Here is a 20,774-nt window from a genome sequence, read left to right as displayed (position 1 = left end):
TTCGCCGGTCTTTTTGAACCAATAATCGGCAAAGACTTTGTTGAACTCTTGATACAGCTCGCGCGTCGGGTCGTAGGAAACGTTCAGCAGGGTCTTGGTCTGCGCCCAAAGCGGATGCCGGACGATTGCCGAAAAGCCGATAACGATGAAAAACGCTGCGATAACGCGCCGCATGGTTCTCCTGCCTTCCATGTTACTGTATTCCCCGCGGATACTAGCCCACCATTTTCCAGAAATCAAGCTTCAGAATACACAATTTTTGCTAAAGAAAAAACAGTAATCTGCAGAAAATTTGCGGCGTCTCTTTGCATGAGGCGCCGCTGTAGCGCAAGTTTATAACTTGCGCTACCGACTCTCGTTTTCCCCGCCGGTTGCATTCAAGATGGACCGCCGCTTTATACGCCGTTTTCCGGCTCTCGGCGTTTAAAATCGGCATTTGAAAAGACGCTAATCCTAAAAACAACGATCAGGCATTTTCAATCTGTCTCCTCCTCGACGATGTTGATCTCCTCCGACGTCAGGCCGGAGGGGCAGCATATGCGCCGCATCCGATGCTTCTGTTGCCGGCAACACCCCCCATTTTCTGCCTTCCAGGGGTCTAAAGGTTTGCCCGCGGTACAAGTTTATGAACCATATTTTTTCGGCTTTTCGCAGACGACAGAGGCAGGCTCCGTTACGGTAAAGTCGATTGCCCAAGGATTATCAGTACGTTTTGAGGCGTCAAGAATCTCCATTCCGACAAGATTGCCGTCCTTGTCATAGTCGAGAATGATTCCGGGCTTGTCCTCGTCACTTTCCTCTATGGGGACGTTGCGGAAAAGGATCCGCAGCACGTCCACTTCCGGATCATAAGTTATTTTCATGGCTGTCTCCAATATTTGCTGATTCTGCTTGTACGGTAAACGGTTACCACAACGGCAGGTTCTACGGTATCATTCACAATGGCGCGCAGCAGCATCATTTTACCCCCGACGTTCACCTGCGACTGATATGCCTTTAGGGGCGGCCGCTCCTAAACAATCTGCTGGGGCCGGAGCAGTACCTCATCCGCCTGCTCGCGCGGAATCCCCCGTAATTCCATTTCCGATTCGGCATGCTTGGAGAAGCGAAAGTTCATTTTCCCGCCCCTTCCTCCACGATTTTAATCTCCTCCGGCGTCAGGCCGTAGAGACGGTAGACGTGTTGGTCGATCTCGCGCTAAAATAAAATTCCTAGATAGGGCATAATACGCCAAATTTTTTTATGTCTTGGCTTTGCTTGTACGCTCGATAAGTTTCTTTTTTAGGCTGTCAAGGATTTGTTTTCGATTTTTTTCACTTAAATTAAGAGAATCAAAAACAAGCGCATCTATTGCACGATGTTCCTCAGTTTCAAGTTCTAAAATTGGATCGAGAGCTTCACGAGCCCATAGTTTCTCAGCAATTTTTTTGATTGAGCGTTTTTCCCCGAGGTCCATATATAATGGGAGAGAAGCTAAATCTGTTGCTTCTGCTTTTAACATTCCGCCACCTAAATTTTTCCGTCCGGAAACTTCTCGCATTAACCATGTTATAGAAGAATTTAATATTATCCAGAGATTTAGTAACATATCTTCATTAATTGAGCTTTCCTTTGCGTAAATATCAACAGCACTTGCTGAATATGCTTTTGCTCTATTGATAGCGCAAAAATGTCTTCCAATCCCACGCGGGAGTATTAGCACCGGTGGAGTCTTTTTCGTAGCGCTGGGATCAAAAGATGCAATGCCATGCTTTCGAAGTTCCTCCAATTCTTCTTTATTCAATCGCCGGGTATCGGCCAGGTATTGACATGTTTTGATTATTTGAAATGGGGCTCCATCTACTGAAGTAAAGATCGGAATCATTGCCTTGCGTATGAATGATAATTTTTTTATCTGGATATCATTCAAAAAATATTCCTTTGTTAAATTCAGCCCTTGCCCGACAGAGAAGCTTGCTATAGAAATGTGCTCTATTGGCGTAGCGCACTTTTCTAAAATAGAAAGCAAATCTAAAGCAGTGTCTTCCAACGATAGCAAAATCCCCCATTTTGTTTTTTGTAGCGTCGGTGAATCGTACCTATATTGTAGAAATTTTACATTTGCGAGCGCTTTATTAATTGTATCGCCTGATGATGGAAGCAAACCGGCATCAAATTGACCTGTAAATCTCGCAAAAGTGATTGCTTTTTGTGGTTCAGGTTTGCGCCCTTTAAAAAATGTAATTACAGTATTAATGTTTGGGCCATAGGCGCTTTTGAAATGTTTGAAATCACTGTCCACCACTAAGCTAACGTGTGTTGTCCGCAGCAAGAATTCCTGAAAATGTTTGCCATAATCTGTATCTAACCAAGCGTTTTGCGTAATTAAAACGACAATTCCTTGAGGATGAATCAGTGAAAGACTGGTTTCAAGAAAGAATACGAGCAGATCAGCTCCTCGCGTGATATAAGATAAAACTTCAATGCCACGCCAGCGTCGTTGAATTGCATCCAATAGCTTTGTTTTCATTTCATTAGAAAAAGCATGGCTCCGAGACTCCAGGTACGGCGGATTCCCAATCACGATATCGAACCCGTCCCGCACGCCGAACATCCACTCCGGATCGAAAAAGTCGGCGGAGGCGTTCTGGTCGTAGGGGTCCCACGCCGCAAGTTTTTCGGTCGTCTCGCGCGGAAAGCCGTCCTGGCGCAGCAGCTCGCTGATCTCGGCGCGGATTTTCGCGTCCTGCTCGCGCAGCCGCGCCTTGGCCGCCGGCGTGCGCGCGGTAAAGTGGCGCTCCCGTATGCGCCGCAGCTCGGCCTCCTTGGCGTCGATCTCCGGGTTGCGCAGCACCCCCTGCGCCGGCCGCTCCACACCGATGAGCGTGTTGGCGGCGACAAACTTGGTCTCCAGATTGGGCAGCGGCCGGATGCCGAGATTAGGCGCGGTCGGATCGACTTTCTGCTCCACCGTCAGCGAAATGAAAAAACGCATTTTGGCAATCTGCACGGCAATGGGCTGAATGTCCACGCCGTAGATGCAGTTCTCGATCAGGTAGAGCTTGCGTCCGTAGTCGAGTTCGCCGCGCGCAAAGGCGTCCTCGATGCTCTCGATTTGGCTTTCGAGTTCTTTGAGCGATCGTTCGCGGATGGCCGCGTCTTCGATCTTTTCCGCCGCGGTCATGGCATCACGCACACGGGCGATCTGCCGCTCCTTCCACTGTTCGTTGCGCGGATCAAGTTTGCCGAGGAGATGCACCAGCTTGTGCAGCAGTCCCATCGGGAAAGCGCCGGAGCCGCAGGCCGGATCAAGGGCCTTGAGATTGTCGATCGCCGCAATCAGCGTCTCCGCTTCCTCCGGACTGAACTGATGCGGCTCATCGTGATAAGCCAGCAGATGACGCAGACGGGCTTCGAGATTATTGCTCAAAGCCGACTCCGCCTCCGTCTCATTCTCCCCTCCCTTTTGGGGAGGGGTTGGGGGTGGGGTTGTGGGGTCGAAATGAACCGCCGCCAAAACTACCCCTCCCCTTCGGGGAGGGGTAGGGGGTGGGGTTGCTCCCCGCCCGAGATCGGCCGGGGATGGGGTCTCATTTCCCCCCTCCCCATAGATCGCTTCTTCTCCAGCAAGAGGCTCCCTAATGGCTTCTTCAATGGCCGCCAGAACGTACTCGAGGTTGTTGATGACCTCATCATTCCAAAAACGGATGACTCTAAAGCCCAACGCCGCGAGAATTCGAGATCGCTCCTCATCATACTCTTTTTGCTGCTTGTGTATCCCTCCGTCCACCTCCACCACCAGACGCCGCTCCAAACACACAAAATCAACAATAAACTCCCCAATAGCATGCTGACGTCTGAATTTCACGCCGAGTTGCCTGTTCCGCAGCCGCTGCCACAAAATATTCTCCGCTTCCGTCTGCTCCCGACGCAGCCCGCGCGCTAAAGGCTTAAGATGCCTCCATGTTGCAGAATCTGTCGTCATATAGCGCGGCGGCAACTTGCACGCCCCAGCATTCAAACACAGATTGTTAGAAAAAACCCTCCCCTCTCCTTTAGGAGCGGGGCCGGGGGTGAAATTTCCCCCCTCTCCTTTAGGAGCGGGGCCGGGAGTGAGCTTCCTCCCCTCTCCTTCGGAGAGGGGCCGGGGGAGAGGTCTCTCTCCTTCGGAGAGGGGCCGGGGGAGAGGTTCCTCCCCCTTGGAGTTGGCTGGAGTACAGTTGTTCCCCTCCAAGCCTCTCGAATTTGACTCCCCCAACTTCCCTTTCAAATACGCAATAAGGCTCTCATCCACCATATAATCCACGATTTCCCGCGGCGTGTAAAAGCTGCCCGTCTGCTTGCGCGCGGTGGTGGCGGTTTCCGGATTGTAGGACGCCAAAAGATTCTCGAATATCTTGCCCGCCATTTCAGGATCGAGCGCAACCTCCTGATCTAAAGGCGTAGATTCGGTGACGGTAAAGTTGTAACGGTTAAAAATATGGATCAGACCCCGGACGACGGCGCGCTTGTACCTGGCTTCGCCGTAAGCCCCCGAAAGGTCCACGGTTCGTTCTTTGCCGAAGAAAAGAAAATCGGGCACCGACAGCGGGTTTTTCGGGTGATCGGAAAAGCCGTCGATGCGCACATCGGGCCGATTCTCCTCAGCGCGATAGACTTGATCCAGACACTCAAACAGCCCGCCGTTGAGAAACGGGATGCGCTCGACCAGCTTTATAAAGGCCTGAGGATCCGCGAACAGATCTTCATAGCGATAGAGATTCGTAATGCCGCGGTGCGGGTTGCGGCCGCGCGGATCCTTGTTGCGCTTGCGGAATTGGCGTTTGTCGATTTCCTGGTTCAGCGTCGCAAAAAACAGGTTTTGCAAAATGGCTTTGTAAAAAATAGTCCGGTTGCTCTCTTCCAGATTCTCGCCGTCTTTGAGCAGACGCGACAGGGTCTGCAGATCGAACAGTTCCCGCGGAATCAATCCCATCTGCTTGATGAACCAGCAGAAAATCAGGCGGGTGATGAGGCGGATGAGACTTTGCGAGAGATACGCCTCGGGGTTCTTTTCGCCTTTGGGCATCGGAAAGACGACGTGCCCGCGCGCCCAGAAATACCAGTTGGCGATTTCCTCAAAGAACTTTTTGGTGACCGCCTGGACGTCAAAGGCGGCATTAAGTTTGTCGATGACAATGCTGATCGGCGGTCGGCCTTCAGGACCGAGTTCATCGAAGGAAAAAGCGAGTTTCGCGAGCTGCTCGACCGTCGTGCGGGCAGGCGAACCGATTTGATAAGGCAGGGTGCGTAATTCGGTTTTACCGTCGCTGCGGCGCCTGGCAAAGGTAAGAGCGGCTTGCGGCCCTTTCACATACCACACGAGGTGTTCGGCGCCGATAAAAGCCAACCGATTGTGAACTTGGCGTCGCAGCGTAACGCCGGGAAGCGTTTCACCCGGCCAATCGACGTAATAAACCGGCACACCGGCGATCTGCGCGATGGGCTCGGCAAGCAGGCGGTCGGGCAATCTATCAAGGATAATCCACTTGGGGGCGGCGTCGCTCGGTTTGCCCCAGTGTAAAGTCTCGAGGAACAACTTGCCCAGGTTTTCCCGCGTCAGTCCTTCATCCAATCGGCTGCGAACGCTTTCGGGAGAGCAGTTCATGCGTCGCTCCTCTGCTTTTTCGGCCGCAGGCCGAGGGAGCAAATGATTTGCGGCTCGGCCGCAGCTTCTTCTTCCATAATTCGACACAGATTTTCATCTTCCATCCTTTTCTGCAGCAGCTCGATCAGATCGTCGTCAGAGATACCCAAGCGCATCTGCCGTCGGATCGCCTCCTGCGCCGCAGAGGTGAGCGGAAATCGCCAGATGAGATCAATGAGGGCGTTGACGGCGTCGAGCTTTCGGAGCTGGTCTTCCCGCTGCCGCTGCCAATTTTTGCGCATCTGGTCCAACCGTTCATAGAGACGGCGGCGGACGCTGCGCATAGAACCGAGTTTCCCCTCCGGCTTGACCTGTTCCTCGGCGGCCTTGCGCGCGCAGAGCTCCACGAGACGGTCGTGGCCTTCATAAAGCGGCGCCGGGGGTTCATCAGGCGCGCAGGCGATGTCGCGAAAAATCGCCGCAAGCGACTGCGAGATCAGGTCGCCCTTTTCGTCAACCCGTACCAGCGCGTCGGCGCCGTCGGGAAACTTGAGATAGGTGACCGCGCCGGGCAGACCCGCCGTTCCATCACCGAGATGCCGCGCGCCGGCGACGATCGGCGGCAGCTCCGCAGCCGCTTTCTGATCCGCCGCCGAAGCGCTGTTCCATACCTGCAGCGCCAGGCTGGCAAGATCGATATCCTGATCCTCATCGTCATCCAAAACACCGGCTCTTTCGGTATACAAGTCGCGCAGCTTTTGTGCGGCTTCCTCGCCGAAAAAGGACTCGTCTGCACCGATGACCTCCTGGTTTTGGGTCAATCTTTCGAGCAACCGACGACGCAGGCGGATGATGCGCTCGACCCCGTCGGCCGGCAGAAATGAGTAGACCGTAATCGTATCGTGCTGCTGCCCAATACGGTCGACGCGGCCGGCGCGCTGAATCAACCGGATGATCGCCCACGGCAGGTCATAATTGATCAGAATATGGGCATCCTGCAGATTCTGACCCTCGGCAAGAACGTCGGTGGCGATAAGGATGCGCAGCTCGCTTTCGCCGTTTTTCAAACCGCCGTTGGAATGGGGACTGAATCGCCGGGCCAAAGCGACCGGATCGCCCTCGTCGCTGGTTACGCAGGCCAGATTCGTCAGGCCTCGCCGGCACAGCTCTTCTTTCAGATAAAGCGCCGTGTCGGCAAACTGGGTAAACACGAGGGCTTTTTGAGGATGGATTTGGCGCAAAAGGCTTTCCAATTTACAGAGTTTGGCATCGCGATCGACCTCCCAGTTGCCGGCTTTTTCAAGAATCCGCAGTAGTGCGTCGACGTCGGCCTGGAGGTCGTGCATCAGTTCGGGTCGAAAAAATTCGCTATCCAGCCAATCGAACCGTTTTTTAAGGTCTTTGGAGTACCTTCGGTAGACCTGCTCCGCATGACCTCGGAAGGCTGCGGCCGGTGTTTCCCGCTTGCCGACCTCCGGCGTCGGCTCCGGCAGAGTCGTCTCGCCGGTCTCGACGTCCGGCTCGGCAAATTCTTCATCCGAATCGTTGAGCGCCGGATCGAGAAGCGCTGCGTCCTGCGTGCCGATGGGGACGGGTAAGCGATTCTGCAATGCATAGAGCGTTACGAGATTACGGGTGATGTGCCGTTCGACGGAGAGCATAAAACTGTAGCCGCTCGACTCCAGTCGTTTAAAGAGGTTGGTGCGGCAAAAACCGATCAATCGACGACCGGCGCGGTTCAGGTTGGCAATGACGGTTTTCTGTTTTGTATCCGCGCGCGCCTCGGCGTCGGTCACCAGATAGCCCGCCATGCCGTAACGCGGCAGCTTCAGCCGTTCAATCTCTTCCACGACCGATTCCTGCAGCAGCCGGCCGTAAAGGTCGTCAGGTTCCACTGGAAAAGTGATGCTTAATGGTCGGCGGACCGGAAAATAGAACCGCTTATTCTGCATCATCACGAAATATCGGCGGCGTTCTTGATCGAATTGAGCATAATTTTGCAGAATAAATTGACGGGTGCGGCGGACGAGAAAGAGCCGCATCAAATCCTGCCAATCCTCGGGAAAGAGACTCTCCTCGAAGGCGCGCAGGGAGTCGCTCGGTGCCTGAAAGCGGGCGACGAAATCGGCTTCGTCGCGGCCCTGCTCGGCCCACAGGCGAAAGAAGCGCTCAGGACGAACGTGCAGCGATTTATTTTCGTCTATAAACAAGCGAAGCTGATTGCTGAGATCAAGGAACTGTTTGTTGTACGGCGTGGCGGTCAGCAGGAGCGCCTTGGATTCATTCTCCTCGATGTATTCTTTGATGGCTCGGTAGCGCACGCCTTCGCGGTTGCGCAGATTGTGACTTTCGTCTATGATGACCAATCGATAGCGGCGCAGATCGCGCAATTCACGGTCGACGCGGCCGAGCGACAGCACTTTGCCGGTGATTTCATACTCCTGCAGCACTGTGTCCCACATCGGCTTGAGCTTGGGCGGACAAATGACGAGGGTGCTCCAGGAATCGTTGTCTTCCTGCAGAATGCGCGCCACGGCCGCCGCCATGAGCGTTTTACCAAGCCCGACGACATCGCCCAGCAGCACGCCGCCGAGCTTGTTAAGCCGTTTGACAACCAGCGCCACCGCCGCCGCTTGAAAATCGAGCAGCACGTTCTGAAAGGGTTTGGGCAGCTTTAACTCTTTTTCGCCTTGGCGCGCCTCTTCGCATAGGTGATAGGCAATTTTGAGATAGATGAGATAGGGGCGGACGTCCTCGAGACAGGCCCAAGACTTTTCGATCAGATCGGCCAGCGTTGAGGAAAGTTCCACGGCCTGCTCGTCGTTCCAACGTTCCTCGAACCAGCGCTGCAGCTTTTCCGCCGCGTCCTGCTCGACAACGTCGACGTTCAGTTCACCCTGAAGGGATATTCCGGCCAGGGTGAGATTACTGCTGCCGACAAAGCCGATCAGGGGGGCAGCGGCATCTTGTCGGCGGATCAGGTACAGCTTGGCATGTAAGGGGTAGCGCAAAAAGGCTTTGAGCCGCACACGACCGATACGCAGTTGGGAAGCCAGGCGGCGAAGCGCTTCACGCGCTTGATTGGTGGGAATGCCCCATTGCAGTTGCTTGTGGAATGTCTCGGTAAAGCGCTTTCGGAGCAGCGCCGCCGTCGGCCCATCCGGACCGGTTTCCTCGCCGCGCAGACCGGCCAGTAGGCGCGCTTCTTCGTCCGGCGGCCGATGCATGCCGATAAGGATGCGGCAGGCGCCCTCTTTGGCCTGCAGGCCGTCGACCACGTCGGCCAGCTCGTTCCATCCGCGTAGATTGAAATAGCCGATGCAGAACGACGCCTGCTCGGCTTGTGCCATGACCGCCGTCAGCCCGTCGACCAACCGTCGTTCGATGTTGTCAAAAATTTGCGGCATAACCCCTCGTTGTCAAATATGTGAGAATTCATCGCATCTTATATAGCAGGAGGGCAGAGCAAACAAAATATTTGCTCCTAAAGCAGCAAATATTCAAATGAATTAGGACACAATTTTGCAAATTTCGCCGGAAGAAACAAATTTAAAATTTGTGCTGCGTGCAGCTCAATTTTAAAAATAAACGCGTCAGCTCGTAGAACAATTTTCTAAATTGTCCATTCGGCAATTTTGCAAATTGCCGGAAGACCGCAAATTGAAAACTTGCCCTACATCTTTGCCCACCCCGCCAAAACGTCCCCGATAAAGTACGCTGCCGCGGCCGCCAAACCGCCGACCAGCAGCATTTCGAATCCCGAACGCAGCCAGGATTGGCCGGTAATCCGTACCTTAAACGCCCCTAACACAAACAAAGCCGCGCCGGTTATGATCGAAGCCGTTGCAAATAAATGATCCTGCACCCAACCAAAAACCGGCGCCGCAAAAAATGCCGCCAGCGGCAAAAAACCGAACAGCGCAAAAGAAACGAACGTCATGACGGCATTGGCCAGCGGAGATTCGTCTTCTCCCACCAGTCCCAGTTCTTCCGCCATCATCACCTCGACCCACGCGCGCGGATATTTGGCAAGAATGTCCGCCATGGCCTCGGCATCGGCTCGCGAAATTCCTTTTCCTTCATACAACTCAACCATCTCCAAACGTTCGCCTTCGGGAAAGTGCGCCACCTCCCAGGCCTCGCGCTGCCGTTCGGCGGCCTTGTACTCGTTTTCGGCGCGCGTGCTCAGATAGTCGCCGACGGCCATGGACAGACCGTCGGCGACCAGGTTGGCGACACCGAGAATGAGCGCCACGCCGGACGACAGCGACGCTCCGGCTACTCCGGCCACCACGGCAAAAGTGGTGATAATGCCGTCCAAGCCGCCGTAGACCAGGCTTTTGATGTATTTGCCCTGCTCCTCGCGATGCGCTTCGGGCGGCTGCAGATGCGCCGCCCGACCCGCCTCGACATCCCGTCTCTTATACGCTTCGCGCGCCTTGTCCAAGCTTCTGGTCAACATTCGTGCATCGACTCCTTACTCGTTGCCCCATAGTTTGCCGTCGTTGCCCTTGGCTTTGCGCCACTCGTTGCGCCATTGGTGAATCTGCCACAGACCGTTGAGCGGCTTGAAGGCGCGCTGCTCTTTATTTGGGATCGGCGGCAGCGGCGACAGCGGCGGCTGTTGATACCAATAGGCCACGCTGGCCAGATCCAGCGTCAGACAATTGTTGTGGCCGTGCTCGATCGTATGGCGAAAAGACTTGTCAAAATAGAGCGGATCGTTGATATGAAAGCGATAGACGTGCGTGCGTCCCATCCAGCCGATGTCCCGATTGACGCGGGCATAGCCGTAATAGGGATGGCTGAACAAAACCTGCGGGCACCAGGAAGTGTTGAAATAGTCCTCGGTACCGGTGCCGTGCAGGGTGATCTGATCGCCGTCGATAAAGATCATGTCGTCGCCCTCACCGTACCAAATCGGGCCGGGCGACTGTACGTAATAATTGACGCCCACGAAATGCCCCTTGCCCTTGACATCTAAAAAGACATAATTGCGTTTACCGTCGGGATTGTTGCCCTGCGGTCCAAGCGCGTTCCACTCGTTTTCCCCCTCGGGCGGCGCTTCGGGCAGCTCATGATTGTACCAGGCGCAAAATCTCCCCATGTCGGGCGGCAGTTCGCGCAGCTCCACATAGTCGATGTAATAATAGAACGCCTCGATCTCTTTGCCGGTTTGGTTTTCTACTTCGATTTTGGCGCCCTTGGCGAACGGCATGACGAAATAGCTGACCATGGCGCGGCCGTCCACCGGTCCGGCCGCCAGCGGCAGCGAAGAGAAGGGATAGCTTTCGTTCCATCCTTGGCCGAAGAACGGCCCGATCGGTGATTCCACGGACGGGAACGGGTTGCCGTCCCAATACATACGCAAAATGATGTCGTTGCGGCTGAGCTCTTCGGGCGGCGGCGCAATGGTGATCCAGATATGATTGATCATCCCTGCGCCGGACACTTGAAACAGGCTGCGGGTTTCGCCGTCGCAGATGTGCTCTAGGCGGTCGTTGTTGCCGCCGCTGCGGTCGTAACTGCTCACCCGCCTGCTTTTAATGTCCTTGCGAATTTTTGCCAGCTCAAAGAGATCGGTCGTCTGCGCCGCAACCCAGGCGGCTGCGAAAAGCCAGAAAAGAATGGTGAGTCGTTTCATGCGGCACCTCGTAATGATAGGGTTGTTTCAGCCACGGAGACGCAGAGAACACGGAGGTGTGTTTTAAATGCTTTTTTGAGCTCCGTGCGATGCAAACGTCATTGTTGTTCTCTGCCGAAGCCTCCTTTTAAAAGGGTTAACTTTTCAGCCGAAGACGCGTTTGACGTACGCGACGTTGTCGCGCGTATCCTCAACGAATCGGCCTTCGCGGCCGCTGGTCTCCAGGCAGTACCACTTGTCGTAACCGATGTCGGCCAAGGCGCGGGCTGCAGCAGCCATGTCCACTTCACCGTTTTCCAAACTGAAAACCGAGCGTTTCCAGTCCTTGATGTGTACCTCGCAGATGCGCTCTTTACCCAAGCGGCGAATCTCTGCCGGTACGTTATAGCCGTAGTGAGTCGAGTTGCCGATGTCGTAATAGACTTGCGCCATGGGCGAGCCGATGCGGTCGATGATTTCGAGGTTCTGCTCCGCCGTCAATGTGTTTTCGAGGCCGAGCGCTATACCGAGATCCTCGGCGCGCGGCGCGATTTGGCGCAGCGCCTCTACGACGCGCGTGACCTTTTTGGTGTCGAGCTCATAGATGCTCCAGCCGTCGCGCTTTTTTTCGATAAACCGGCCGGCAGCGTCGGTCAAGCGCAGATCGCCTTTGCCGAAAAAGGCGATGAGGATGTTCTTGGCGCCGAGCGCCGCCGCGGCTTCAAGGGCGTCGATGACATACACGGCCGACTGCGGCTCTTCGGCCAGCGGAATAGCGTTGAGGATTCCCCCGGCAGCTACGGAATGAACAGCAATCCCGTAACGTTGCCCAAGCTCGAGATAACGTCGTCTAACTCTTGGATCGCGCAGCGGTATGTGGTCGGGCCGTGTGCCGACGCTCACCTGGAGTCCCGATAAACCCGCTTCGGCGGCGCGCGGAATCAATTCTGGATCGCAGGATGGCCCCAGATTCCAATCACAAATGCCGATCTTGACGCCGTCACCGGCCGTCGCTTTGGCCGTGGGTACAAAGGCTGCCAACGAAGCGGCCCCGATCATCTGTAGAAACGCCCTTCGTTCCATGCGGTAACCTCCACGTAAATGAACGTGCCGTTTACAGCAGTGTAGGAATTTTTATGCTGGAATGCAATAACAAGATGGCGGTCTCAAGAAGAGCTGCAGAAAAAAGAGGGGAGTGAGGAGAATTATTGTGCCTCTATCCGAGTCGGCACTTTATCCGGCGGCCGAGAACAGATTTTGATTGAACCTGCTCAAATCGGTCAAGAATTTGTCTTTGCTGAAAGCTCCTTAGTGTGAGCTCTTTGGCGGCTCCAGCTCCTCGTACCAGGCGGGAAATTTTTCCTGAGCTTCCGTTTCCGTAACCTCCCCGGTAAAGGCCGTCACATTGAGCGGATATTCCTTGGGGTGAAAAATGACAAAGAAAAAGTGAAACACAACAATGGCAGCCACGGCCAGCACCGCCTCGTAAAAATGAATGGTTTCGGCAACCTGCACGCTCCATGACGGCAGCAAACGGGTGCTGAGCGCCGGAAACCACAGCACACCTCCGGTAACGGCCATGATAACGGTGCCCCAGATGAGCGCCCAGTATTCGACTTTTTCGATATAACTGTAGCGTCCGAAACGCGGCGGATTACCCCTTAATGTGAGGTGATGGATCAAATTCTGCCGCAGCTGTGCCAAGTCGGCGAGTCGCGGCGCCAGTGCCGAGCGCTCGCCGCGCCACCCTTTAACAAAAAAGAGACAATAAAGGTGATGGAGGCCGGCGGCAAGGAGGGCGACGGCTGCAACGCGATGCAGTCCGCCGCGTATTGCTTCCGTCATTCCTGCGGCATAGAGAGCACGAACCCAGAACGCCTTGGGGTACTTGAGAGCAAAACCTGTAACAGCCAGGACGGTGAAAGAAATGAGGACCACCAGATGCTGGATGATCCACGCCCGATCGAAGCGTCGGATGCGTCGAAGGTTGCGACGCTCGCGCAGCTTCAGGCGAAGGTGGGCAGACCAGATGATGAAGTTGTGCACCGCCATGCCGCCGATGACGATGACGATAAGCCATAGATATACCGACCGCACGACCGAAGAGATGCGGCGTCCGGCGGCATTGAGGTCGGCGTGGCTGTAGCTGCGGGCAAATTCTTCTCCGGCGTAAGGGTGGCAACGTGCGCAGGTTTTGCGCACATTGGCGGGATGGACCGACGACTTGGGATCGCTTTTAGATCGGATTTCATGAATACCGTGACAGCTGCCGCATGTGGCGGCGACCGAGGAACCGCGCGAGGCTGCCAATCCGTGATAGCTGTCTTTGTAGGATTGAAACGCCTTACCGACCAAACCGACGCGGCTCGTCAGCTGCTCCGAGTCGTGGCAGGGGGCGCAAAGCCGATCGGGCGCATTGAGCGGATGCGCCGGTGACTCCGGATCGTCGGGAGACAGGATGGTATGCGCGCCGTGGCAGGTAATGCAGGTCGCGGACATAAACTCGCCTTGCCGCAAACCCGCCGCGTGGACGCTCTTCTGATATTGTTCTGCGGCATCCTTGTGGCAGGCGCCGCAGGTGAAGCTGAGGTTGGCGCGATAGACCGGCGAGCGGGGATCGGCTTTGCTTAAGATGCGGTGCGCCTGATGGCAGCCGCTGCAGCTCGGCGCCGATGCGTTACCCTCGCGCAAAGCCGCCTCATGTACGCCGAGATGATCGAGGCGATCGCCGTTCCTTTTTGAGTGCAAAGAGTCGCCGTGGCAGGCGCGACAGGTCGCAAGCTGCCGCAGAGGGTGGGTGGTCGAGGCGGTGTCCGCCCCGCTTTTGATCGCATGCGCCGTATGACATCGGCTGCAGGTCGGTTTGCGCTCGGTTGCGCCGCCGTGAACGCCCTCCTGAACCTGCTTCGGCTCGTCTTCGTGGCAGCGGCTGCAGTCAACCGGCGCCAGACGGTCGGGATGCGGATCGCCGACCGCATCCGCGTGACAGTCGCGGCAGTTGAAATCGCCGTGTGCCGAGGCGCGATACTCGGCCGCATTGACATAGAGAGACCGCTCTCCGGCTTCGCTCTCGATGACAAAATCGCTTTGGCCGTGGCACTCCAGGCAGGACTGCGCCTGCACGGCTGAAAAGAGGCGAAGGAAGCCGCTTGCTATCCCCGCGGCAAGAAACAAAAGTTTTACATGTCTCCTGATCATCAAAATATCGCTTGAGTTGTCTTCGTTAGGCGTTCGAGCGGCTTTATTACTGGTCAGTCCTCTTGTCCTGCCGGTCTTCAAACACGGCGGCTGACTAGGGTCGTAAAAACTTTGCAACAGCCTACGGGATTAGTTTTTTGGAATCATATGGGCGATTTTGGGCCATTGGACGGCGTAATCGAACGGCCGATAGGTGGGACTCTTTTCGTTGTGACAGCGAAGGCAGCTCTCCTTGCCGTTTTCGAAAGCGACCTGTTTGGGGTCCTGACGGCCTTCGCGCAACGCCCTCATCACGCTCATCGACTTGTAGAGTGAGCCTGGACCATGACACGCCTCACAACCGACGCCTTCCGCGGTTGGGTCAAAGCCCTCGGCGCGCGCCGAAGCCGGACTTGCATGGCCGGTAACGTGGCAAATCAGGCACTCATCCGCCTTGAGCGGATCGGCAATCCCCTGCTTTTTGGCAATCTCTTTGGACTTGTCGCTTTTCAGCGTCTCGAACGCCTTGGCATGCGGCGACGCAAGCCATTTGCCGTACTGATCCCCCTGACTTGCCCCTTTATGACACATCATGCACTTTTTGGATCCGACATACTTGGCACCGTCGGCGGAAAAGACTGCAACAACGAACAGACATAAAAGACTTACTGCGAACCGCTTCACAACCGCCATCTCACCTCCATGAACGATTTGCCTTCGAAAAATGGGAACGACTCTATTTATCTATTTTTTTAGTGAAAATCAACAACGAAATTGGAAACAGCAAAAACTGCACATTCAAAATCAACGAATTAAAGCCTCTATTGTTCGATAAGCCGACGATGCCGTATGGACCGAAACAAATTTCCCCTTTCCACGTTTCGGCAAAATGCAGTAGGGATAGGCAAATTCATAGGGTTGTGCAAAAGCGATCTTGGAATTTTAAGCGAAAAGACTTAACTTTTTGAGACTAATCTAATTTGATCTTCATTGACGAACAGAATTCTGACAATTTGTATTTGCCTAGTCGGCTTGGGTCGGGCCGAAAGCTTTTCTTTTCACGGCGCGCTGCGCAACTCCGTCTATCTCTTTGAGCGCGATAATCGGCAGGCTCTCCTTTACCAGTCTGTTAGGTTTCAAGTAGTTCAGCCGCATCTGAATACGCGGCTGGGGGGCAATTTCCGTGTTTTGAGCAGCACTGTCGGTGCGCAGCCGGATGAACGCTTTCGTCTTTACGCCCTTTACGTCGAGTTCAAAGCTTTCGGCGATCGGATTACAGCTGCGGCGGGACGGCTCTATCTGCATCCCGGTTTCTCGCTCGGCGCGCTCGACGGCCTCGCTGCAAGTTGGCGCCTGCAGCCGCAGCTTCAGCTGCAGCTGTACGGCGGCCTGCCGAGTCCTATCGATCGCCGTTTTGGACTCGAATGGGAGGATCGGCGGCCTCTAGTCGGCGCAACCCTGCAGGCCTGGGGCGGAAGCGGATCGGAGCTGCAGCTCTTTTACCTGCATCGATTCGGTCAAGGTACAACGCTGCAGCGCCTGAGCGGCGTAAACGCGACCTATCGCCCGCTCTCGAACCTTGACCTGCATGCACAAATGCATTTCGATCTCGAACGACAAAGCACGCAGAGGCTTCTCTTTTCCGCACGCACACAGTGGAGCGCCAGGCTGCAGACCAATGTCGAATATCGTGAGCAGCAGCCGCAAATCTTTTCCGACTCTTATTTCACGATTTTTACGCCGCGGCCCTATCAGCGTTGGCGAGCAGCGGCATCTTTGGAGGTTTTACCGGAAAAGTTCCTCGAATTGCAGGCTCAATACGTGCGCTTCGAACGGGAAGCGGCTGATCAGCTTTACGTGACCTTTTCCACTGCTTACGGCGAAATCAGCGCCGTCTATGAGAGCGGCTTTGCCGGTGATCAGTTCGGTCTTTGTGCGAACGCATTTTATGATTTAACCGAACGGCTGACGGTTTCGGCTGCCGTGGATTTGACACGCTACCGGATCGAGCAGATATATGCTTATGACCGTCAATGGTCAAATGCCCTACGGCTTTCTTATCGCTTCAGCCGTCGACTGTCGGCTGATCTCGAAGGGCAATGGCTGAACGACCGCTTGCGAACCTACGATGTGCGGCTTTTAAATCACATTACGATGACCTGGTAGCGAGGAAAAACCTGACGATGCGATATGCCATGCTCATCCTGCCGTTGACCGTGGTTTTGCTGTTTGCCGCACAACTCGACACGGTCGATATCGTCTTTTCGCACAAGACTCATGCGGCCAACGGGTTGGAATGCGCAGACTGTCATACGGCCGCGTCCAGCAGCCGAGCAGAAGACAACCTGCTGCCTCCGGCTGAAACCTGCTACACCTGCCATGAAAAAAGCACCACCGAGTGCGGTTTTTGCCATGCCGGAAAGACCGAAAACGTCAAGGCGCCGCGCATCACGAACTATATTCGCCATTTTCCCCACGACCGACATGCGGCGAAAGGAATCGCCTGCTTGGTCTGTCATCAGGGCGTCGAACAAAGCAGCAACGCGCGCGAGCAGCATTTACCTAAAATGGCCCAGTGTCAGAGCTGCCATCCTTTGAACGGTCAAACGACCTATTGCACGCTCTGTCATGCGTCGGATGAGCGCCTGGCGCCTGATAACCATCGTCTTGACTGGCGAACGTCGCATGGGCGGCTCTCGCTGCTGCAGACGGAATCCTGCAGCCGCTGTCATTTGCAAAACGAATGCTTGCGCTGCCATGCCGGCGATAATCTAGACCGTGAGGTGCATCCGCTCAACTATTTGCGCACGCACGGCCGGGAGGCGCGCTCCAAACGCGACGCCTGTTTGACCTGTCACGACGAGCTTGCCTCTTGCGTGGCCTGCCATCGGGAGCAGATGGTGCTGCCGCGCGGCCATCAGACGGCCGGCTGGTCCAATCCCCGCACCGGCGGACGCCATGCGCGCCAGGCAAAACTGGACCTGGAGACCTGCCTCGCCTGTCACAGCGGACGGCCCGAACCGAGCTGCGCCGAATGCCACACCCGCTCCGTGAGGTAAGCTGTATGAGAGGCCTCAAGATGACCCAGCGATTCCATTCACTCCGTTTTAGCAGAACGATTGCCGCAAGTCTTTTTATGCTCATAGCCGTCCGCTGTGCCGAAGACCGGTTTCCGCTTCCAGCCAAGACCCACAGCAAAGAGTGGAGCAATCCCGCTTCGGAAAACTTTCACGGCGTCAAAGTCGTCACTGTCGGCTATTCCTCCTGTCGTTCTTGTCACGGCGACGATCTGCGCGGCGGCGAAAGCGGCGTCGGCTGTTACGGCTGTCACGAGGACTATCCGCACCCGATAGGATGGAAGCAAAAGACAACCGCCGATTTTCACGGCCAGCCCATTCGCAGCCGCAACTGGTCGATGGCGGAGTGCAAGTCCTGCCACGGAGCAGATTACCGCGGCGGTCGCTCAGGCTCTTCCTGCTATACCTGCCACACCGCCGAGGCCGGGCCGGAAGCCTGCAATGTCTGCCACGGCAATGCAGAGCATAATTATCCGCCTGAGGATTTATCCGGCAACACCTCAACTTCGGCAATGGGCGTCGGCGCTCACGAAAAGCATATGGCCCTCTTTCGTTGCTCACACTGTCACGTCGTGCCCGATTCTCTCGCCGCGCCCAATCACATCGACGAACCGCCTGCAGAGGTGCATGCACAATGGGGATGGGACCGGAGCAAGGGAAATTGCGTCAGCTCTTGTCATGGAGGACGCTTGATTTGGAATAAATTTTAGGCGAAGGAACTTGCCGACGCTCGAGATCATTCTGCTCGCCTGCGGCCTGGCAATGGACGCTCTTGCCGTGTCCATCAGCGTCGGTACGACGCCGTTTCTCTGCCGACGACGGGCACGCTTCCGCATCTCGTTCCATTTCGGTCTTTTTCAATGCATCATGCCGATTATCGGCTGGTTCGGCGGCAAAACGATCGCCCCGTTGATTCATCGCGTCGATCACTGGGCTGCCTTCGGCCTGCTTGCCTTTGTCGGCGGCAAAATGATCCGCGAAAGCCTCTCTTCTAAGGAAAAATCCTACCCTGTCGACCCATCCCGCGGCTGGAACCTCATTCTTCTCTCGATCGCTACAAGCATCGATGCGCTCGCGGTCGGCTTTAGCCTGGCATTGGTAAAAGTTGACATCTGGTATCCCGCTTTGATGATAGGATTGATCACCGGAGGGCTCTCGCTCCTCGGCGTCCTTGCGGGCGGACTCATCGGCAAGCTGTTCAGCAAGCGCGCCGAGCTGCTGGGAGGCCTGGTGCTCATCGCCATCGGCCTGCGCATTCTCATCAGCCACTTGTCCCACTGAAAAGACAGTTTCCTTTGCAGTTCAGAGACGTTTTTGCTATTTTCCGAAGGCCAATGGAAAGGAAATCTTTGTGAGTTTTATCGGCTCTCATGCCCTGGCTTTGGCGCTGGTGACGTCTTTGTACAGCGCCCTGCTGTTTTTTGCCGGCGCCAAACAGCTCCGTTCACCGTTCATTAAAAGCGCCGAGCGCGCCGCACGAGCGACCTTTGCTCTGGTCGTTTTGGCCTCGCTGGCCCTCGTGATTGCACTGCTGAATCGAGACTTTCGCATCGAATACGTAGCCCAGTATTCGAACCGCTCCCTGCCGCTGTTCTACACCTTGGCGGCCTTTTGGGCGGGACAAGCCGGTTCGCTCCTGTTCTGGTGCCTGCTTTTAAGCCTATTCGCCGTCCTGGCAATGCGACAGTACGGTCGCGACCTTGCCGATTATTTGCCCTATACCCTCGGCGTGGTTCAAACCACAGCTTTCTTTTTTCTGATTCTACTGACTTTGGTTTCCAGCCCGTTCAAACTGCTTCCCTTTACGCCGCCTGACGGTCAAGGATTGAATCCTCTGCTCCAAAATCCGGCCATGGTCTTTCACCCGCCGGCGCTCTATATCGGCTTCGTCGGGTATACCGTTCCGTTTGCCGCAGCAGTTGCGGCGCTTATCCTCGGCCGCTTTGATGGGCTTTGGCTCAAATCCCTGCGCCGCTGGTCGCTCTTCTCCTGGCTGTTTCTCACGCTGGGAAACGTTCTTGGAATGCAATGGGCCTACGTAGAGCTCGGCTGGGGCGGCTATTGGGCTTGGGATCCTGTTGAAAACGCCTCTCTCATGCCCTGGCTGACCGGAACAGCTTTTCTTCATTCTCTCATCGTGCAGGAACGAAAAGGCGTGCTGAAACGTTGGACGCTCGCGCTGATTCTGTTGACCTTTGCCCTGACCATCTTCGGCACCTTTGTCACGCGCAGCGGGCTGATTGCCTCGGTTCATGCCTTCGGCGCCTCAAACCTCGGTCCTCTGTTTTTAATTTTTCTCGCCGTCGTTCTCCTTGTATCCTTTACCTTGCTTCTGCGCCGTTCACCGGAACTGAAGGGCAGGCAGGAAATCGTTTCCTGGAGGACCAAAGAGTCGAGTTTTCTGCTCACCAACGTGCTTTTTGTCGCATTGACCGTCGGCGTATTGGCGGGTGTGCTGCTGCCGACGGTCACCGAGGCGCTCGGGGAAAAGCTGAGCGTGACGCAGGACTATTATAATCGCATGGCGGCGCCGATTGCTATAGCCCTCTTTTTGTTGCTCGGTATTTGTTCCCTGCTGCCTTGGAGCTCCGGTACCGAACGGACGTGGGCGCGCAGGCCGGCTCTGCCGCTTGCGATTGCAGCGGTTGCATGCTTGGTCTCTTTGCTGCTCGGCGTTAGTAATCCATGGGCCGCCGTTGCTCTAATGATCGCCGCTTTTAGTCTGGCCGCTACGCTGCAGGTGCTGGCGAACGAGCTGAACTTTGGGCGTCTCTTGCATCACCGTCCTTTCAGCGCGTTTGCAGAGACAGTCGGCAAACGCAGCCGACGCATCGGCGCGTATGTGGTGCATTTCGGTGTGCTCTGCTTTTTCATAGGCATCGTCGCTTCCTCTTCTTTTTCGAGCGAAGCCGCCGGTGTGCTAAAGCGCGGTGAAGCCCTGGAAATCGGCCCCTATCAACTGCAGCTGCAGCAGCTCGATCGCCGCTCCCGCGTCGATCGCCTGGTCGATGCCGCCGTGTTTTCGGTGCTGCAGAACGGCCGACCAATCAGCACGGTCAAAGCCGAACGGCATCTCTTTGAGAACTTTCAACCGGCTACCGAAGTGGGCATCTATTCCACCCTGCAACATGATGTTTACGTGATTCTGGAAGAGTACGATCTGGAAGGACAACAGGCCTCGGTTACAGTTCTGCTCAATCCGCTGGTCATGTGGATCTGGATCGGCGCCGGCATTATGACGATCGGCGTGCTCATCGGCCTGGGGAAGGGGCGAAGAAAGGAGAATGAATAG

At 55.6% G+C, this 20,774-nt stretch carries 15 protein-coding genes; 5 read left to right on the top strand and 10 right to left on the bottom strand.

Translation table 11 applies throughout. The features are described from left to right. The 10 genes from ONB24_03355 to ONB24_03310 all read right to left on the bottom strand — a co-directional run. The coding region (locus ONB24_03355; protein ID MDZ7315140.1) for a sulfate transporter subunit at positions 1-174 on the bottom strand (174 nt) is incomplete at its 3' end. A 449-nt stretch (positions 175-623) separates the two neighbouring features. After that, positions 624-863: a DUF2283 domain-containing protein gene (locus ONB24_03350; protein ID MDZ7315139.1), complete on the bottom strand. Its 240-nt coding sequence runs from the start codon at positions 861-863 to the stop codon at positions 624-626. 149 nt (positions 864-1,012) lie between these two features. Further along, positions 1,013-1,117 (bottom strand): DUF4258 domain-containing protein, encoded by a 105-nt coding sequence (locus tag ONB24_03345; GenBank protein MDZ7315138.1) that lies wholly within the window; start codon positions 1,115-1,117, stop codon positions 1,013-1,015. 123 nt (positions 1,118-1,240) lie between these two features. After that, the gene (locus tag ONB24_03340; protein MDZ7315137.1) at positions 1,241-5,626 is read right to left on the bottom strand and encodes a DUF559 domain-containing protein; all 4,386 of its coding nucleotides are present in this window, start codon (positions 5,624-5,626) and stop codon (positions 1,241-1,243) included. Continuing rightward, the gene (locus ONB24_03335; protein MDZ7315136.1) at positions 5,623-9,012 is read right to left on the bottom strand and encodes a phospholipase D-like domain-containing protein; all 3,390 of its coding nucleotides are present in this window, start codon (positions 9,010-9,012) and stop codon (positions 5,623-5,625) included. Before ONB24_03335 ends, ONB24_03340 begins: the two co-directional genes overlap by 4 nt. A gap of 266 nt (positions 9,013-9,278) precedes the next feature. Then, the gene (locus ONB24_03330) at positions 9,279-10,067 is read right to left on the bottom strand and encodes a VIT1/CCC1 transporter family protein (protein ID MDZ7315135.1); all 789 of its coding nucleotides are present in this window, start codon (positions 10,065-10,067) and stop codon (positions 9,279-9,281) included. Between the two features lie 15 nt (positions 10,068-10,082). Continuing rightward, positions 10,083-11,249, bottom strand: a complete 1,167-nt coding sequence (locus ONB24_03325) for a DUF2961 domain-containing protein (protein ID MDZ7315134.1) — start codon at positions 11,247-11,249, stop codon at positions 10,083-10,085. Between the two features lie 144 nt (positions 11,250-11,393). After that, positions 11,394-12,311 carry a sugar phosphate isomerase/epimerase gene (locus tag ONB24_03320; protein ID MDZ7315133.1) on the bottom strand — a complete coding sequence of 306 codons (918 nt, stop codon included), beginning with the start codon at positions 12,309-12,311 and terminating at the stop codon, positions 11,394-11,396. 225 nt (positions 12,312-12,536) lie between these two features. Next, positions 12,537-14,426, bottom strand: coding sequence for a cytochrome b/b6 domain-containing protein (locus tag ONB24_03315; protein ID MDZ7315132.1), 1,890 nt, complete (start codon positions 14,424-14,426; stop codon positions 12,537-12,539). A gap of 129 nt (positions 14,427-14,555) precedes the next feature. Then, positions 14,556-15,098, bottom strand: a complete 543-nt coding sequence (locus tag ONB24_03310) for a cytochrome c family protein (GenBank protein MDZ7315131.1) — start codon at positions 15,096-15,098, stop codon at positions 14,556-14,558. A 297-nt stretch (positions 15,099-15,395) separates the two neighbouring features. Here ONB24_03310 and ONB24_03305 point away from each other — a divergent pair, with 297 nt between their 5' ends. The 5 genes from ONB24_03305 (at position 15,396) to ONB24_03285 (ending at position 20,774) form a co-directional block, all read left to right on the top strand. Continuing rightward, on the top strand, positions 15,396-16,571 hold the full coding sequence (locus ONB24_03305) for a hypothetical protein (protein MDZ7315130.1): 1,176 nt from the start codon (positions 15,396-15,398) through the stop codon (positions 16,569-16,571). A 17-nt stretch (positions 16,572-16,588) separates the two neighbouring features. After that, complete coding sequence (locus ONB24_03300; GenBank protein MDZ7315129.1) at positions 16,589-17,464, top strand: cytochrome c3 family protein; 876 nt, start codon at positions 16,589-16,591, stop codon at positions 17,462-17,464. Positions 17,465-17,469: 5 nt separating this feature from the next. Further along, entirely contained in the window at positions 17,470-18,192 is a 723-nt protein-coding gene (locus ONB24_03295; GenBank protein ID MDZ7315128.1) for a hypothetical protein, read from the top strand. 10 nt (positions 18,193-18,202) lie between these two features. Next, positions 18,203-18,763 carry a manganese efflux pump MntP family protein gene (locus ONB24_03290; GenBank protein ID MDZ7315127.1) on the top strand — a complete coding sequence of 187 codons (561 nt, stop codon included), beginning with the start codon at positions 18,203-18,205 and terminating at the stop codon, positions 18,761-18,763. A gap of 70 nt (positions 18,764-18,833) precedes the next feature. Beyond that, a complete protein-coding gene (locus tag ONB24_03285; GenBank protein ID MDZ7315126.1) occupies positions 18,834-20,774 on the top strand; it encodes a heme lyase CcmF/NrfE family subunit in 1,941 nt (646 codons plus the stop codon).

It is taken from the genome of candidate division KSB1 bacterium (assembly GCA_034505495.1).
In the GTDB taxonomy this organism is placed as follows: domain Bacteria; phylum Zhuqueibacterota; class Zhuqueibacteria; order Residuimicrobiales; family Krinioviventaceae; genus Fontimicrobium_A.
Note: the sequence above shows the minus strand (reverse complement) of the source record. Positions and strands in the feature narration are given on the sequence as shown.

Bases quoted from the DNA above. Each gene is read 5' to 3' on its own strand.
- ONB24_03295 (MDZ7315128.1), top strand. From the start codon at position 17,470: ATGAGAGGCCTCAAGATGACCCAGCGATTCCATTCACTCCGTTTTAGC.
- ONB24_03335 (MDZ7315136.1), bottom strand. From the start codon at position 9,012: ATGCCGCAAATTTTTGACAACATCGAACGACGGTTGGTCGACGGGCTG.
- ONB24_03315 (MDZ7315132.1), bottom strand. From the start codon at position 14,426: ATGATCAGGAGACATGTAAAACTTTTGTTTCTTGCCGCGGGGATAGCA.
- ONB24_03325 (MDZ7315134.1), bottom strand. From the start codon at position 11,249: ATGAAACGACTCACCATTCTTTTCTGGCTTTTCGCAGCCGCCTGGGTT.
- ONB24_03345 (MDZ7315138.1), bottom strand. From the start codon at position 1,117: ATGAACTTTCGCTTCTCCAAGCATGCCGAATCGGAAATGGAATTACGG.
- ONB24_03340 (MDZ7315137.1), bottom strand. From the start codon at position 5,626: ATGAACTGCTCTCCCGAAAGCGTTCGCAGCCGATTGGATGAAGGACTG.
- ONB24_03320 (MDZ7315133.1), bottom strand. From the start codon at position 12,311: ATGGAACGAAGGGCGTTTCTACAGATGATCGGGGCCGCTTCGTTGGCA.
- ONB24_03330 (MDZ7315135.1), bottom strand. From the start codon at position 10,067: ATGTTGACCAGAAGCTTGGACAAGGCGCGCGAAGCGTATAAGAGACGG.
- ONB24_03310 (MDZ7315131.1), bottom strand. From the start codon at position 15,098: ATGGCGGTTGTGAAGCGGTTCGCAGTAAGTCTTTTATGTCTGTTCGTT.
- ONB24_03350 (MDZ7315139.1), bottom strand. From the start codon at position 863: ATGAAAATAACTTATGATCCGGAAGTGGACGTGCTGCGGATCCTTTTC.
- ONB24_03300 (MDZ7315129.1), top strand. From the start codon at position 16,589: ATGCGATATGCCATGCTCATCCTGCCGTTGACCGTGGTTTTGCTGTTT.